At 67.4% G+C, this 13,876-nt stretch carries 13 protein-coding genes; all 13 read right to left on the reverse strand.

Going from position 1 to position 13,876, the window contains the following annotated elements; all coding sequences use genetic code 11:
• Window positions 1-43: 43 nt before the first annotated feature.
• A complete protein-coding gene (accC, locus tag ACN469_RS27550) occupies window positions 44-1,429 on the reverse strand; it encodes an acetyl-CoA carboxylase biotin carboxylase subunit (RefSeq protein WP_498772417.1) in 1,386 nt (461 codons plus the stop codon).
• A gap of 67 nt (window positions 1,430-1,496) precedes the next feature.
• Window positions 1,497-2,093: an acetyl-CoA carboxylase biotin carboxyl carrier protein gene (gene accB, locus ACN469_RS27555; protein WP_498772419.1), complete on the reverse strand. Its 597-nt coding sequence runs from the start codon at window positions 2,091-2,093 to the stop codon at window positions 1,497-1,499.
• A 28-nt stretch (window positions 2,094-2,121) separates the two neighbouring features.
• Window positions 2,122-2,703: an elongation factor P gene (efp, locus tag ACN469_RS27560; protein ID WP_498772422.1), complete on the reverse strand. Its 582-nt coding sequence runs from the start codon at window positions 2,701-2,703 to the stop codon at window positions 2,122-2,124.
• 135 nt (window positions 2,704-2,838) lie between these two features.
• A complete protein-coding gene (locus ACN469_RS27565; protein ID WP_498772424.1) occupies window positions 2,839-3,201 on the reverse strand; it encodes a roadblock/LC7 domain-containing protein in 363 nt (120 codons plus the stop codon).
• Window positions 3,202-3,233: 32 nt separating this feature from the next.
• Complete coding sequence (locus ACN469_RS27570; RefSeq protein WP_498772426.1) at window positions 3,234-3,872, reverse strand: hypothetical protein; 639 nt, start codon at window positions 3,870-3,872, stop codon at window positions 3,234-3,236.
• 36 nt (window positions 3,873-3,908) lie between these two features.
• A complete protein-coding gene (locus tag ACN469_RS27575) occupies window positions 3,909-6,629 on the reverse strand; it encodes a type IV pilus secretin PilQ (RefSeq protein ID WP_498772428.1) in 2,721 nt (906 codons plus the stop codon).
• A 56-nt stretch (window positions 6,630-6,685) separates the two neighbouring features.
• Complete coding sequence (locus tag ACN469_RS27580; protein ID WP_498772430.1) at window positions 6,686-7,261, reverse strand: pilus assembly protein PilP; 576 nt, start codon at window positions 7,259-7,261, stop codon at window positions 6,686-6,688.
• Window positions 7,262-7,304: 43 nt separating this feature from the next.
• Window positions 7,305-7,886: a type IV pilus inner membrane component PilO gene (locus tag ACN469_RS27585; RefSeq protein ID WP_498772432.1), complete on the reverse strand. Its 582-nt coding sequence runs from the start codon at window positions 7,884-7,886 to the stop codon at window positions 7,305-7,307.
• Between the two features lie 15 nt (window positions 7,887-7,901).
• Window positions 7,902-8,585: a PilN domain-containing protein gene (locus ACN469_RS27590; RefSeq protein ID WP_498772434.1), complete on the reverse strand. Its 684-nt coding sequence runs from the start codon at window positions 8,583-8,585 to the stop codon at window positions 7,902-7,904.
• A gap of 27 nt (window positions 8,586-8,612) precedes the next feature.
• Window positions 8,613-9,695: a type IV pilus assembly protein PilM gene (pilM, locus tag ACN469_RS27595; RefSeq protein WP_141642888.1), complete on the reverse strand. Its 1,083-nt coding sequence runs from the start codon at window positions 9,693-9,695 to the stop codon at window positions 8,613-8,615.
• A 197-nt stretch (window positions 9,696-9,892) separates the two neighbouring features.
• Window positions 9,893-11,311 carry a sigma-54-dependent transcriptional regulator gene (locus ACN469_RS27600; RefSeq protein WP_498772437.1) on the reverse strand — a complete coding sequence of 473 codons (1,419 nt, stop codon included), beginning with the start codon at window positions 11,309-11,311 and terminating at the stop codon, window positions 9,893-9,895.
• A gap of 67 nt (window positions 11,312-11,378) precedes the next feature.
• On the reverse strand, window positions 11,379-12,500 hold the full coding sequence (locus ACN469_RS27605; protein WP_498772439.1) for a sensor histidine kinase: 1,122 nt from the start codon (window positions 12,498-12,500) through the stop codon (window positions 11,379-11,381).
• Between the two features lie 16 nt (window positions 12,501-12,516).
• Window positions 12,517-13,725: a prepilin peptidase gene (locus tag ACN469_RS27610; protein WP_498772441.1), complete on the reverse strand. Its 1,209-nt coding sequence runs from the start codon at window positions 13,723-13,725 to the stop codon at window positions 12,517-12,519.
• Window positions 13,726-13,876 lie beyond the last annotated feature (151 nt).

A 13,876-nucleotide genomic window follows, 5' to 3' on the forward strand; every position in this document is an offset into this window, starting at 1 on the left:
ATGCCCGCCCCACGGGCGGGAACGCCACGTAGGCGGACGTGTGCTACGGCGTTTCTTCAACAGCTTTTTTCAGCCGACGAGAACCCGTCTCGCTGGCCAGGAGCCGCTCCACGAAGCGCGTGTCGTAGTTGCCCTCCTGGAACGACTCGTCCGCCAGCGCCGCGCGGTGGAAGGGGATGTTCGTGCGGATGCCTTCCACGACGTACTCCCCCAGCGCGCGCTGCATGCGGCGGATGGCCGTCTCGCGGTCCTCTGCGTGGACGATGAGCTTGGCCAGCAGGCTGTCGTAGTACGGCAGCACCGTGTAGTTCTCGTAGGCGCCTGAGTCCACGCGCACCCCGTAGCCACCCGGGACGCTGTAGCCGGTAATCTTCCCGGGCCACGGGGCGAAGGTAATCGGGTCTTCGGCGTTGACGCGGCACTCGATGGCGTGCCCGCGCATCTGGATGTCTTCCTGCTTGAAGCGCAGCGGGTGGCCGTAGGCCATGCGGATCTGCTCACGGACCAGGTCGATGCCCGTGACGAGCTCCGTCACCGGGTGCTCCACCTGGATGCGCGTGTTCATCTCCATGAAGTAGAACTCGCCGCGCTCGTCCAGCAGGTACTCGATGGTGCCGACGTTGTTGTAGCGCAGCTTGCGCATCGCCGCGATGGACACGTCACCCATCCGCTGTCGCAATTCCGGCGTGAGCGCGGGCGACGGGCTCTCCTCGATGAGCTTCTGGTGCCGGCGCTGCACCGAACACTCGCGCTCATTGAGGTGGATGACGTTGCCGTGCTCGTCGGCGACGATCTGGATTTCGATGTGGCGCGGCTTCTCCACGTACCGCTCGATGTAGAGGTCGCCGTTGGAGAAGGAGGCCACCGCCTCCGCCTGCGCGGTGGAGAACGCCTGGGCCAGCGCGCTCGGCTCGCGGACGATCTTCATCCCCTTGCCACCGCCACCGGCGGCGGCCTTGAGGATGACGGGGAAGCCAATCTCCCGGGCGAACGCCTCCGCCTCGCGGGGGTCCTTCACGGTGCCGGGGCTGCCGGGCAGCAGTGGCATGCCCGCCTCGCGCGCCGCCTGCCTCGCGCGGACCTTGTTGCCCATCATCCGCAGCATCTCAGGGCGCGGACCGATGAAGCGGATCTTGCAGTTCTCACACACCTCGGCGAACTCGGCGTTCTCCGAGAGGAAGCCGTAGCCGGGGTGGATGGCGTCCGCGCGGGTGATTTCGGCCGCGGAGAGCAGCTGCGGGACGTTGAGGTAGCTCTCCTTGGACGCCGGAGGGCCAATGCAGACCGCTTCGTCGGCGAAGCGGACATGCAGGGCGTTGGCGTCCGCCGTGGAGTGCACCGCCACCGTGGCGATGCCCAGCTCCCGGCAGGCGCGGATGACCCGCAGGGCAATCTCCCCGCGGTTGGCAATCAGCACCTTCTTGAACACGGGGGTGTCTCCTGAAACGGTCGGCTCGGGCGCGCGCCCCGCTGGATGCGGAGGCGCGCGCGCCGCGTCAAGCCGGCTCGATGCGGAACAGCGCCTGGCCGAACTCCACCGGGCGACCGTTCTCCACGAGGATCTCCGCCACGCGGCCGGACACCTCGGACTCGATTTCGTTCATCAACTTCATCGCTTCGATGATGCAGAGCACCTGGCCCTTCTTCACCACCGAACCCCCGTCGACGAAGGCAGGCTGATCCGGCGCCGGCGTCCGGTAGAAGGTGCCGACGAAGGGGCTGGTCACCACGTGGCCGGGCTTCTCCGGCGCCTTCTCGGCGACAGGGGCCGCGGCCACGGAAGCAGGGGCGAAGGAGACAGGAGCGGCGCGGGGCGCCGACGGAGCCGAGTACTCCACGGCCGGACCCACCTGGACGGCCGAGGGGGCCGAGTGGTGGACGATGGTCGTCTCCGGGGCGTGGCCACGGCGGATGAAGAGCTTCTCTTCCCCGCGCTTCCACACGAGCCTCGTCACGTCCGAGGCCTCCAGGATGTTGACGATTTCCCGCAGGGCTTCCACGTCCAGGGACGTGTTGCCGGCGTCTCGCGCGCTCGCCGGAGCGGGCGCGCTGGTGGGCGCGGACGCCCGGGTCGACTTGCGCTTCGTTGCCATTCTCGCGTCCCTCCGAGCGGAGTCTGCGCTAGCCCGCGGTGGCCACGCGAGTCAGGTACTTGCCCCCGTCGCGCGTGTCGATCTTCAGGACGTCACCCTCGTTGATGAACAGGGGCACGTAGACCTCGAAGCCGGTCTCCAGCGTGGCGGGCTTCAGCGCACCGGACACCGTGTCGCCGCGCACGCCCGGGTCGCACTTGGTGACCTTGAGGTCCACCGAGTTGGGCAGCGTCACGGCAATCGCCTTCCCGTTCCAGAACAGGATGGTGGCGTCGATGTTCTCCTTCAGGAAGTTCTTCGCGTCGCCGAGTGCCTTCTCGCTGATGAAGGTCTGCTCGAAGTCGCGCTTGTCCATGAAGTAGTAGTCGTCGCCCTGGACATACAGGTACTGCATGTCCTTCTCTTCGATGTCCGGCTTGCCCACCTTGTCGCCGGACTTCAGCGTGGGCTGCAGGACGCGGCCCGAGAGGAGGCTGCGAATCTTGGTGCGGACGAAGGCGGAGCCCTTGCCCGGCTTCACGTGCTGGAACTCGACGATGACGAACGGCTCACCGTCGATTTCGATCTTCATGTTGTTGTGAAACTCGGACGTATCGATGACACCGGCCATGGGGACCGACTCCTTCAGACTCGAAATTACGGAAGCTTGAAAAGTCGGGGGTGTCTAGCCCATGCCCCCTTCCATGGGAAGGGGAAACCAGCGGAGCGGCGCGTCGTCTGGACGACTGGTTTACAGCGGGCGCGGCTACAGCTCCGCGCTCACCTTGGGGGCCGTCACGCGCAGCACATAGCGGCCCTTTCCGTAGTTGCCGTCCGCGCGCAGCGCCAGCACCAGGAAGTACTCGGGTGACACCAACCGTATCACCGTCAGCACCTTCTCGCTGTTGACGCTGACCTCGCTGACGGTGCCTGTCCTGAGCGTCTCCGCGGCGTTGCGCAGCTGCGTGAGGATGTTGGCGTACTCCACCCAGGCACCGCTCAAATCCAGCTCGCTGGCCTCCTCGCGCTGGAAGGTGTCCACGGAGATGCCGTCGAAGCCCATCACGCTGCAGGCGAGGGCTCCTTCCACCTGGTTGACCACTGACTCGAGGTGCGTGCGAAAGGACATGGGCTCTCAGCGTTCTTGGGCAGCGGCGCCGCTCAGGGCGTCACGCACTCGGGGACAGCACCATTCTGCCCACGCGGGTCACACGGCCCCAAACTGGGGCCGTGGATATCGCCCATCTTCGGGCACTTGAATTCGGCGAAGCCCACGACCAGCGGGTAGGAAATTTCGTTCGTCTCCACGTCGCCGCCAGCAACCGTGTGTCCTCGGACCCGCAGAGTCACGAGAACATCGACAACGGAGCCTCCTCCCCCGGTCGCGGACAGCAGCGCGTTCCGCGCGTCGCGCGTCAACAGGCCGAGCACCATGGAACCATCCTCATTGCCACGGAAGGTCCCGTAGATGGGAACCGTCGCACTGGGGATGTTGAGCTCGGGCTCCGTCTGATAGCTGAGCTCGAGTTCGGTGAGATAGACGGCGGTGGAGTCGGTATCAGAGAGCGGCGCCTCACCGAGGACGATGGGCGTGTCGGCCAGGTTGGAGGTGACGATGAACCCCGAGGTGTAGTCACCAGCCAGCGCGAGGTTCAACGAGCCGCTCAGCAACGCCACGTCATCAGGAACATTGCAGTCCTCTTCGGGTGGAGCGGCCTGGAGAATCTGGAGCTTCGGGAGGTTGTCGACACAAGACACCGTGCCGAGCGCCAGCAGCGTGGCGAGATAGATGGGCTTCATGAGCGAACGCTCTCCTGAATGAAGAGGCGCGATGCCTTACAGGCTCTGCGCAATGGTCTGCCGGTTGAGGATGCGAGGCGTGATGAAGATGAGCAGTTCCTGACGCTCATCCCGCTCCGAGTAGTTCTTGAACAGGAGCCCCAGCACCGGAATCTTCGAGAGGAAGGGCACGGCGTTGGTGGTGGTGGCGCCACGGCGGACGTAGATGCCGCCGATGACCGTGGTGTCCCCGTCCTTCACCAGCACCTGCGTGTTGGCTTCCTTGCGCTGGATGGACGGCTGACCGTTCGCGCCCGTGTTGGACTGGTCCGGCTGATTGTTGGACGCGTTGATGGACATCAGGATGCTGCCGTCCTGGGTGATGTGCGGCGTCACCTCAAGCGACAGGCGGGCTTCCACGAAGGTCGTGTTCACACCACCGGCCGACGTCTGACTGAACGGGATGGACACACCCTGGCTGATGCGAGCGGTGTTGTTGTCCAGCGTCGTCACGCGAGGCGCGGAGATGGTCTTCACCGTGCCCTCGTTCTCCGCAGCGGACAGCCGCAGGTTGAGCTGCAGTGCGCCGCCAGCCGAGCCGAAGACGAACCCGAGCGCACCACCGGCGTTCTCACCGACCGACGCCGGCAGGTTCACCGCGAAGTTCGGCGCGGCAGGGAGACCCGCGGCCGTGCCCACGGAGCCGCCCGTGACGGCGACGTTGTTCGGGAAGATGAGGCCCGTCGGGTTGCCCGTGGCCTGGGCAGCGCGCGCCTGGCCACCCCACTGCACGCCGAGCTGACGGCTGAAGGCGGTGCTCGCCTCCACGATGCGGCTCTCGATGAGCACCTGCGGAGTCTGCGTGTCCAGGCTGCGCACCAGGGCGCGGGCCTTCTCCGTGTTGGACCGCACGTCCTTGACGATGAGCACGTTCGTACGAGTGTCGACCGTGACGTTGCCGCGCTCGCTCAGCACGTCCTTCACCCGCGCGGCCATCTCGGCTGCCACCGCGTAGTTGACCGGGATGAGGTTGACCAGCAGGTCCTCCTGCTGCTGGAACGCCTTCTTGCGCTCCAGACGCAGCCGGGCCTCCTCCTCCAACGTCTTCAGCGGGGCGATGCGGATGATGTTGCCGAACTCCTCCTTGCCCAGCTGCTTGGTGCGCAGGATGAGGTCCAGCGCCTGGTCCCAGGGAACGTTGCGCAGGCGGATGGTGACGCGACCGGCGACATCGTCCGCGACGACCACGTTCTTCTTGGAGATCTCCGCGATGACCCGCAGGAGGTTCTGGATGTCGATGTCCTTGAACTCGAAGGAGACGCGCTTGCCACGGTAGCGGGCCTGCTGCGGCGCGCCCTCGGCGGCGTAGGCGGGCGCCTCGGCGGTGAAGCCGGCGGTGCGCTGCGCCACGGATACCTCGTCCGTCTTCACGCCCTTCACGTCCAGGCGCCAGGAGAGCGTCCCGCCGTTCTGCGTGACCTTCTCCTCGATGGCTCCGTCAGCGGCGACGACGACGCGCACCTTGCGGCCCTCACCGGGGACGCTGAAGGCGCTGATCATCTTCACCGGCGTCTCCAGCGCGCTGGTGTCCAGGCTGCGCTCGAGCTTCTTCGGCAGCCGGGCGTTGTCCAGCGTCAGCACGGCGCTGCGCGGGTCGGGACGGTCCACCTTCCAGGCGGCCGTGCCGGACAGCTTGAGCACCACGCGACCACCCGCCCCACCCTCCTGGAAGGACAGGTCCTTGACCTCCACCAGCGAGGCCGTGACGGGCGCCTCCACCGGCTCGGGCGCGGGGCGCAGCGGCTCTACTTCGGCCACCGACGCGATGACCTCTTGCGGCGCGGGCGACGGCGCGGCCTTGCGGGCCACCGCGCCCCCCAGCACCACTTCCAGGCCCTTGTCGGCCCGGTCCACCCGGTAGGCGGGCATCTTGCCGCGCACGTCGAGCACCAGCCGGACCTTGTCCGAGTGGGCGCCCACGCGCACCTCCCTCAACGTCGCGCCATTCACGCGAGGCGCACGGGCGGAGAGCCCCACGCCATACAGGTCCACCGCGAGCCGCGGCGGGTCCGCCAGCTCCAGCACCTCGTAGCGGGCGATGTCGCCGTCCGCGCGGATGCGAAGCGTGTCGTCGGAATAGGCCAGCTGGGTGATGCGTTGAGCTGGCTGAGCCACCTCTCGCTCATCCGCCTCGGCGGCGACGACGTTCTCTGGCAGCGTGGGCTTTTCAGCGGCGGGCTTCGCCGGCGCTTCCGCCACCATGACGGCGGCGGGCGCGGCGGGCTTGACCTCGGCGACCGGTGCGGGCGTCGGGGCGGCGGGAGCCGTGGCGACAACAGGCTCCGGACGCTTGACCTCGGCGGCGGGCATCGCGCCATCCACCGAAATCACCACGCGGTTGCCATCCGCCCGGACGTCGTACTGCGACGCCTTGTCCAGCGCCAGCAGCACCCGGCCGACGCTCGCGCGCTCATCCGAGAACTGCGACGCCACGACTCCGGCCACGGGGCCAGAGCCGTCGTGGTGGCCCTTGATACCCGTCGCGTCAGCCGACGAGAGGTCCACCACCAACCGCTCCGGACCACTCAGCCGGAACACGGTGAAGGTGGGGGGCCGGGTTCCGGTCACCACCACCTGGGCGCCCGAGCCGGTACGGGACACATCCAGGTCCCGAAGCGTATTCAGTTCGGCGCCATTGCTGCTGGCGCCCGCGAGGACGACCGCAAAAGCGGTCGCCAACATCCACTTGCCCCTCGTCACAACGCTCCTCTCGAGCATGCGTCCCCTCACCAAAGTTGGAAGCGGGCTGCCGCCCGCGGGCGCGCCACGGGGGGCTACTCCCCGTAGTTCTTGCCCGTCATCAGATTGTAACTAGGGTCCTGCCGGTCATCGGCCTTGAGCTGCAGAGTCACCGGATTCTTGATGATCTCCCCGTTGCCCGAGAACACCTCGGTCACCGTCAACGAATCGCGGAGGATTTGCGTGACCTTCCCACCCTGGCGTCCAACCCGGGTGTTGCGGCGCACGATGTGGCCTCGACCCAACGGGTCTTCGACCATCGCCAGTGGATTGGCGTCTCCCGTCACGACCGCGACCAGCTTGAGCTGGTCCAGGTCGAACGCGCACAGAGGCTCCGTGCACGTCATGACGGGATTGGCCTGGGCCACCGGGCCCAGCTCTTCCAGCGGGCTGCGGAACGGATCCCGCTTGCCCACCGGGTTGTAATTGTAGACGTATGGCGCCAGCGCGGTGGCGCTGTCGACGGGCGTCGGTGCCGTCTCCGCGGGCGCCGCGGCCTGAGCCGCGGGAGGTGGCGCAGCCACCGGCGGAGGGGGCGGAGGTGCCTCCTCGCAAGCAGCGAGCGTCAGCGCGAGCGCGGCGGTCGTCATGGTGGCCTTGAACATCTTCATCCTCAATCCCCTTGTCGCCCTACTTTCCGGACGGATCAAGTTTCTAGTTCTTGGTCTCGACGAACCGGAAAGTCGTCGCCAGGAAGCTGCTCTGCAGCACGACCTTCTCGTTCTTCAGGGTCGGCTGGCCCAGGTTGATGTTGTTGACGTTCACGATGCGGCGCATGTTCGCCATCTCCTGCAGGAACATGGCGATCTCATGGTAGTTGCCGCTCACCGTCATGCGGATGGGGATGCGGGCGAAGAACTCGCCGCCGCCCACGTACTCGCGGTCGGGCTGCACCAGGGAGATCTCCAGGCCGCTCTTCTTGCCGATGTCGTTGATCTGCGCGAGCAGCTCCTCGACGTCCTTCTTCTCCGGCAGCTCCGTGAGGGCCTCGGCGAGCTTCTGCTCCAGCACGTCCATCTCGCGCCGACGCTCGTTGAGGTTCTGGGCGATCTCACTCTTCTCCGCCAGATCCAGGTCCAGCGTGCGCCGCGCGGAGATCTGCTGCTTGATTTGGGTCTCGGTGGGGTCGATGAGCAGGAAGTAGTTGGCGACGGTCATCAGGACGATGGCCGCTGCCAGGCCGCCGTACTTGACGGCCGGAGTCGCCTTGACGAATTGGTCCAGGTACTTGTCCATGGGCGGTGGCCTCGGTCAGATGGCGTAGTTCGCGGTGAGGGTGATCTTGAAGTCGACCAACGAGGGCGCGGCCAATGGCCCGGTGGCCGCCTTCGTCTGCACCGCGCTGGACAGGTCGATGTCGGTGAAGAACGGAGTGATTTCCCCAGCGGGGAACTCCTCGATGGTGGCCTCGGCCGTCAGCAGCTCCACGCGGGACGTCTTCGCGTCCCTCCGCTGATCCACCAGGCGCCCCATGCCCTTGGGCGTCCACACCACACCGTTCAGGCTGCGCATGAACTCGGCGACCTCGTCGTGGCTGACGGCCGAGCCGTCAATGGACACGGCGCTGGCGGTCTCGACGAAGCCCTTCACCCAGACCTTCTTCGGTGTGGCGGACGCCAGCGCGTCCATCATCCGGACCGGACCGTTGCGGCCCTTGCGCAGCGAGTCCAGCACGGCCAGCTTCTTCTCCACCTCGGTCTTGCGGGCGTTGATGTTCCTCACCTCGCCGATGACCTTCTCCAACTCGGCGATCTTCGCGCGAGTCTGGGCGATGGCCTGGGCGTTGCGCTGGAACTCACTGTCACGGTCGTCGTACCAGAGGTAGTTGCCCACGGCGGCGCCGATGAGCGCCAGCGCGAAGAGGACCAGGATCTGCCGGCCCTTCTGCTGGGTCTGAACCTTCCGGACGGGAAGCAGGTTGATGCGAATCATCATGTGCGTCGTCTCCAGGAAGTGGACGGTCTAGGCCAGCTTGTCGCCAGGACGCCGGAGCGCCAGTCCCACTGCCACCGCGGCCATGGGCGCCACGTCCATGATGAACGCGGGGTCGAACTTGCGGTTGTCCACTTCAATCTTGCGGAACGGGTTGAGGATCTCCACCGGCACCCCGGTGCGCGCTTCAATGGTCTTGAACAGGGCCGGAATCTTCGCCGTGCCGCCGGACAGGTAGACCTTGGTGAAGTTCGAGTCCGCCGCGGTGCCCGCGTAGAAGTCCAGCGAGCGCTGGATTTCACCGGCCACCTGCTCGGCGACGCTGGACAGCACGCGCTCGACTTCCTGGGGCACCACGGCATCCGCGTCCGCGCGGTTGCCGCCGATCTTCAGCGCTTCCGCCTCCTCGTAGGAGACGTTGAGCTGCTTCTGGATCTCCTCGGTGAACTGGTTGCCACCGATGGTGACGTCACGGGTGAAGACCGTCACGCCGTTGGCGATGATGTTGATGTTCACCACCGAAGCGCCCGCGTTGATGAGGACGACGGTCTCCTTCTCCGGCAGGTCGTAGTTGACGGAGAACATGTTCTGCACCGCGAAGGCGTCCACGTCCACGACCACCGGGGCCAGGCCCGCCTCGGAGACCACCGTGGTGTAGTCGTTGATCATGTCCTTCTTGGCGGCCACCAGCAGCACGTCCATCTGCCCGGTGGCGTCGTTGCCGCCCCCGTCGAGGATCTGCGTGTCGATGTTCACGTCCTTCACATCGAACGGGATGTACTGCTCGGCCTCCCACTGGATGCTCTCCTCGAGCTCCTCCTGGGACATGCGCGGCATCTGAATCTTCTTGATGATGACCGAGTGGCCGGACACGCCGATGGCGACATCCTTGCCCTTCACCTTCAGCTCGGACATCAGCTCCTGCACCGCCTGGACGATGGCGGTGGAGTTCATCAGCGCGCCATCCACGATGGCCTCGGGGGGCAGCGGCTTCATGCCGAAGCTCTGCAGAGCGAAGCCTACTTCGCCCCGCTTGCGCTGCTCCTTGAGCAGGATCATCTTGATGGAGGTCGATCCGATGTCCAGACCGAGTGCCAGTTTGCCCTTCGCCATGCTTGACTCCGTCGAGAGGCAGCCAGCGTAGCACTGGCCGTCAACCCCTCCTAAAAAGTGCCCGGAGCCCGCCTGCTCTCCGTTCGGCCGGGACCCCTGCATCCAAACTGCGCCGGGCCCCCCACCACGGTCGCGGAGGCCCGATTTTCCGGCCCCGGACGCATTCCGTCAAATGCAGCCAGGCTGAATCTCCCGCTTCAGCTCCGCTCGGCCTCCGCGTCCGGGTCGATGCCGTACTCCTTGATCTTGTACAGCAACGCCCTGTGACTGATGTCCAGGACCTCCGCCGCCCGGGTCCGGTTCCCCTTCGTCCGTCTCAGGGCCGCCCGGATGTAGGACTCCTCCAAGTCCCGGATGGCTCGCTTGAGCGACAGGTCGCTACCGACCTGTGGCATCCCACCGGTGCTGGCCCCCGTCGTTCCAGGTGCGGGCGCGGCCCACAGCCTTTCGGGCAGGTTGGAGGGAAGGATGTGCGGGCCATCCGCCAGGAGCACGGCCCGCTCCATGGCGTTCTCCAATTCGCGCACGTTGCCCGGCCAGGCGTAGGCGGACATCAGCGCCGCCGCCTCCGGGGACAGTCCTTCGACGGGCGACTCGCGGTTGAGCTCGCGGTTGAAGCGGTGGATGAAGGCGCTCGCCAGCAGGGGCACGTCCTCGCGGCGCTCCCGCAGGGGCGGCACCCTCACGTTCACCACGTTGAGGCGGTAGTAGAGGTCCTCGCGGAACTCCCCCTTCTCCACCAGCTTGCCCAAATCTCGCAGCGTGGCCGCCACCACGCGCACGTCCACCTTCTCCACGCGGTTCTCGCCCACCGGGCGGATTTCGCCTTCCTGCAGCACCCGCAGGAGCTTCACCTGCGCGGGCAGCGGCAGCTCGCCCACCTCGTCCAGGAAGAGCGTGCCGCCGTCGGCCTCCGAGAAGAGGCCGCGCTTGGCCGTGCGGGCATCCGTGAAGGCGCCCTTGGCGTGGCCGAACAGCTCGCTCTCGAGCAGCCCGCCCGGGATGGCGCCACAGTTGACGGCGACGAAGGGCAGCGGTGCCCTCGGGCTGCGCGCGTGCAGCTCCCGGGCGATGAGCTCCTTGCCCGTCCCGCTCTCCCCGCTGATGAGCACCGTGGTGTCCACCGGCGCCAGGCGCGCCACCTGCCGGAGCAACGCATGGAGCGACTCGCTCGCCCCGAGGATGTGCCCCTGAGGCGCGAAGGGCAGACCGCCCTGCTTGAGCCGGCGATTCTCCCGCAGCAGTCGCTCGCGCTCTTCGGCCTTGCGCAGGACGAAGACGATCTCCTCGGGCTTGAACGGCTTCTGGACGTAGTCGTACGCGCCAGCAGACACCGCCTCCAGGGCCTGCTCCTGCGAGCCATATGCGCTCATCACCACCACGGTGAGCGCCGGGTGCGCGGCCTGGGCCTCGCGCAGCAGCGTCAGGCCATCCTTGCGAGGCATGCGCACGTCGGAGACGAGGACGTCGTAGTCGCGCGTGGCCAGCTCTCGCAGCGCCTCATCCCCGTCCGCGACAGCGCGCACGTCGTAGCCCTTGTCGGTGAGCACCAACGTGAGGATGTGCCGGATGGACGGCTCGTCGTCGGCGACGAGGATGGTGCGGAACAGGGACATGGGGGGCCTGGCGGCATCATCCCCCAGTCCCGGGGGAGGAGATAGCTTCTGGCCAGACGGCGTCCGCTCACACGGCGGGCAGGGACACGGTGAAGCGCGCGCCACCGTCAGGCAGGTTCTCCGCGCCCAGACGCCCTCCCATCACCTGCGTCAGTCGCAGCGACACCGCCAGCCCCAGCCCGGTGCCCTGCCGACCCTTCGTGGTGAAGAAGGGCTCGAACAGCCGGGGCATGACCTCGGAAGGGATTCCCGGCCCGTGGTCCCTCACCATCAGCTGGACCTCGCCCTCCGCCCTGCGGGTCACGACACTCACGCTCCCCTGCCCTCCCATGGCCTGCGCGGCGTTGAGCAGGAGGTTGATGAGGATCTGCGACAGCGGCCCTGTCTCCGCCCGGGCGAACACCCCAGGCTCCAGCGCCAGGTCCACCGACACACTGGAGAGCTCGGGTGCGGCGCGGACCAGCCGCACACACGTCTCCACCACCGAGCCCACGTCCACCGGCCCCGGCGACGACGTCTCCGGGCGCCCCAGGTCCAGCAGGCCGCGGACGATGCGGTCGATGCGCTGCACCTCGTGGTCGATGCGCTCCAGGTAGTCCTTCAGCTCCGCCGTGGGCGCCTTCATCCGCGCCAGGGAGAGATAGCCGAGGATGCCGGCCAGGGGGTTTCCCACCTCATGCGCCACGCCCGCGGCGAGCCGGCCCACCGTGGCCAGCCGCTCGGCGGACACCAGCTCCGTCTGGGCCCGCGACAGGCGGAGGTTGGCCTCCCGCAGCGATTCCACCTGGGAGCGCGTGAGGGCCTGCTCCGAGCGCAGCGCCTCCGCCAGCCGCTGCAGCGCGCGCTGCATCCTCGACAGCAGCGGCCCGCCCTGCGTGGGCGTCAGGTGCGGATCCAACTCCAGGCGCCCCAGTTGCTCCACCATGGCCTCGGCGGAGCGCAGCGGACGGCCCACCGTCAAATCCAGCACCACGTACGCCAGCAACGTGAGCGCCACCAGATCCAACCCCAGCGCGAGCGGAAGGAAGCCCCGCACCTGCGCCAGCACCTCCGCGTCCGGAGAGCCTGGAGACACGAGCCGACGGCCCAGCTCCAGCAACCGGATGAGGACGGGCTGGAGCGACAGCCAGGAGAGTCCCGTGCAGAGCGAGCTGAGCAGGAACGCCACGCTGGCGATGCGCCACTTCATCGCCCGTCCGCGCGTTTCACGGCGCGCCCCCGAGCAACATCGCGATGTCCATGGGTAGCACGCGCGCCAGCCAGGGCCCGAGCAGCATCACCTCCAGCCCCGCCAGCGCCAGCCAGGGGCCGAAGGGGATGTTGGTGGGCCCGGGCACCCACTCCTCTTCCTCGCCCGTCTCGTCATCCATGGGCGCGTCGGGAATCGGCTGGAACAGCAGGCACCAAGGCACCAGCAACAAGCGCTTCCAGAGTGCAATCCCAGGTCGAGTGAACTCCCACGTCATCGTGGACTCGGGATCAGCCTCCTGTGTGCCCTCGGTCGCGGCCGTCGTCGCACCCGCTCCGGCGAGAGGCGCGTCATTCGGCGGATCAGCGGGCAGCGCCGCACCCTCAGGGGGCGTGACACGTTCGTCACCGAGAGCCAGAGACGCGCCCTCGGGAGGCGCGCCCTTCGGGGCCTCCGGGGGCGGCGCCACGCCCTCGGGAGTCTTCACGGGCCCGGCGTCGGGAGGTGTCGATGGCCCCGCGCGACCGGTGAGTCCGAGCATGGCGATTCCCACCACAGCGCCTTGCAGCGAGGACAGGAAGAGGATGCCCAGCAGCGCCCGCCAGGACAGGAAGGCGCCCAGCAGCGCGACGAGGAACTTGTCGCCGCCGCCCAGCGCTTCCTTCCGGAAGACCTTCCAGCCCACGTACTCCATCAGGCGGAAGGTGAGGAAGCCGATGATCGCCCCCAGCGTGGCGTCCACCACCGCATCCGCGCCCCTGGGCACCGCGAGCACCAGCCCCGCGGCGATGCCCGGCACCGTGAGCGAGAACGGTAGAATCCAGTGCGCCAGATCAATGAAGGTGAGCGGAATCAGCAGCGACACGAGCACGAGTGCGGGAAACAGCTCGTACGTCCACCCGAACCTGCGCAGGCACGCCAGGAAGAGCAGGCCCGTGAGCAGCTCCACCAGCACGTAGCGCGGGGAGATGGGCGCGTGACACGAACGACACCGAGCTCTCAGCGCGAGCCATGAGAGGACGGGGATGTTCTCGTACCACGACAGGACATGCCCGCACTTGGGGCAGCGCGAGCCGGGGCGGACGATGCTCAGTCCCTCCGGGACGCGGGCAATAACGACATTGAGGAAGCTGCCGATACACAGGCCGAGGACCAGGAGGAAGGCGGTGAAGAGGGGCCCGGCCCAGCCCGGCACGAGGGAGAAGTCCGTCACGGAGCCGGGCATCCTAGCGTCGCGGCATCAGGAGGACAGCATCGCGGATCGACGATTTCCGTCAGGCGCGGTGACAATTTTTGGCAGCCAGGGGGACGGGCGGACGAGATCCAGTGTGCCCCTCTGTGAGAATTCATCGGGTTGGGGCGACTGTTGGCCATGG

Source organism: Corallococcus terminator (assembly GCF_049194865.1).
Lineage (GTDB): Bacteria > Myxococcota > Myxococcia > Myxococcales > Myxococcaceae > Myxococcus > Myxococcus terminator_A.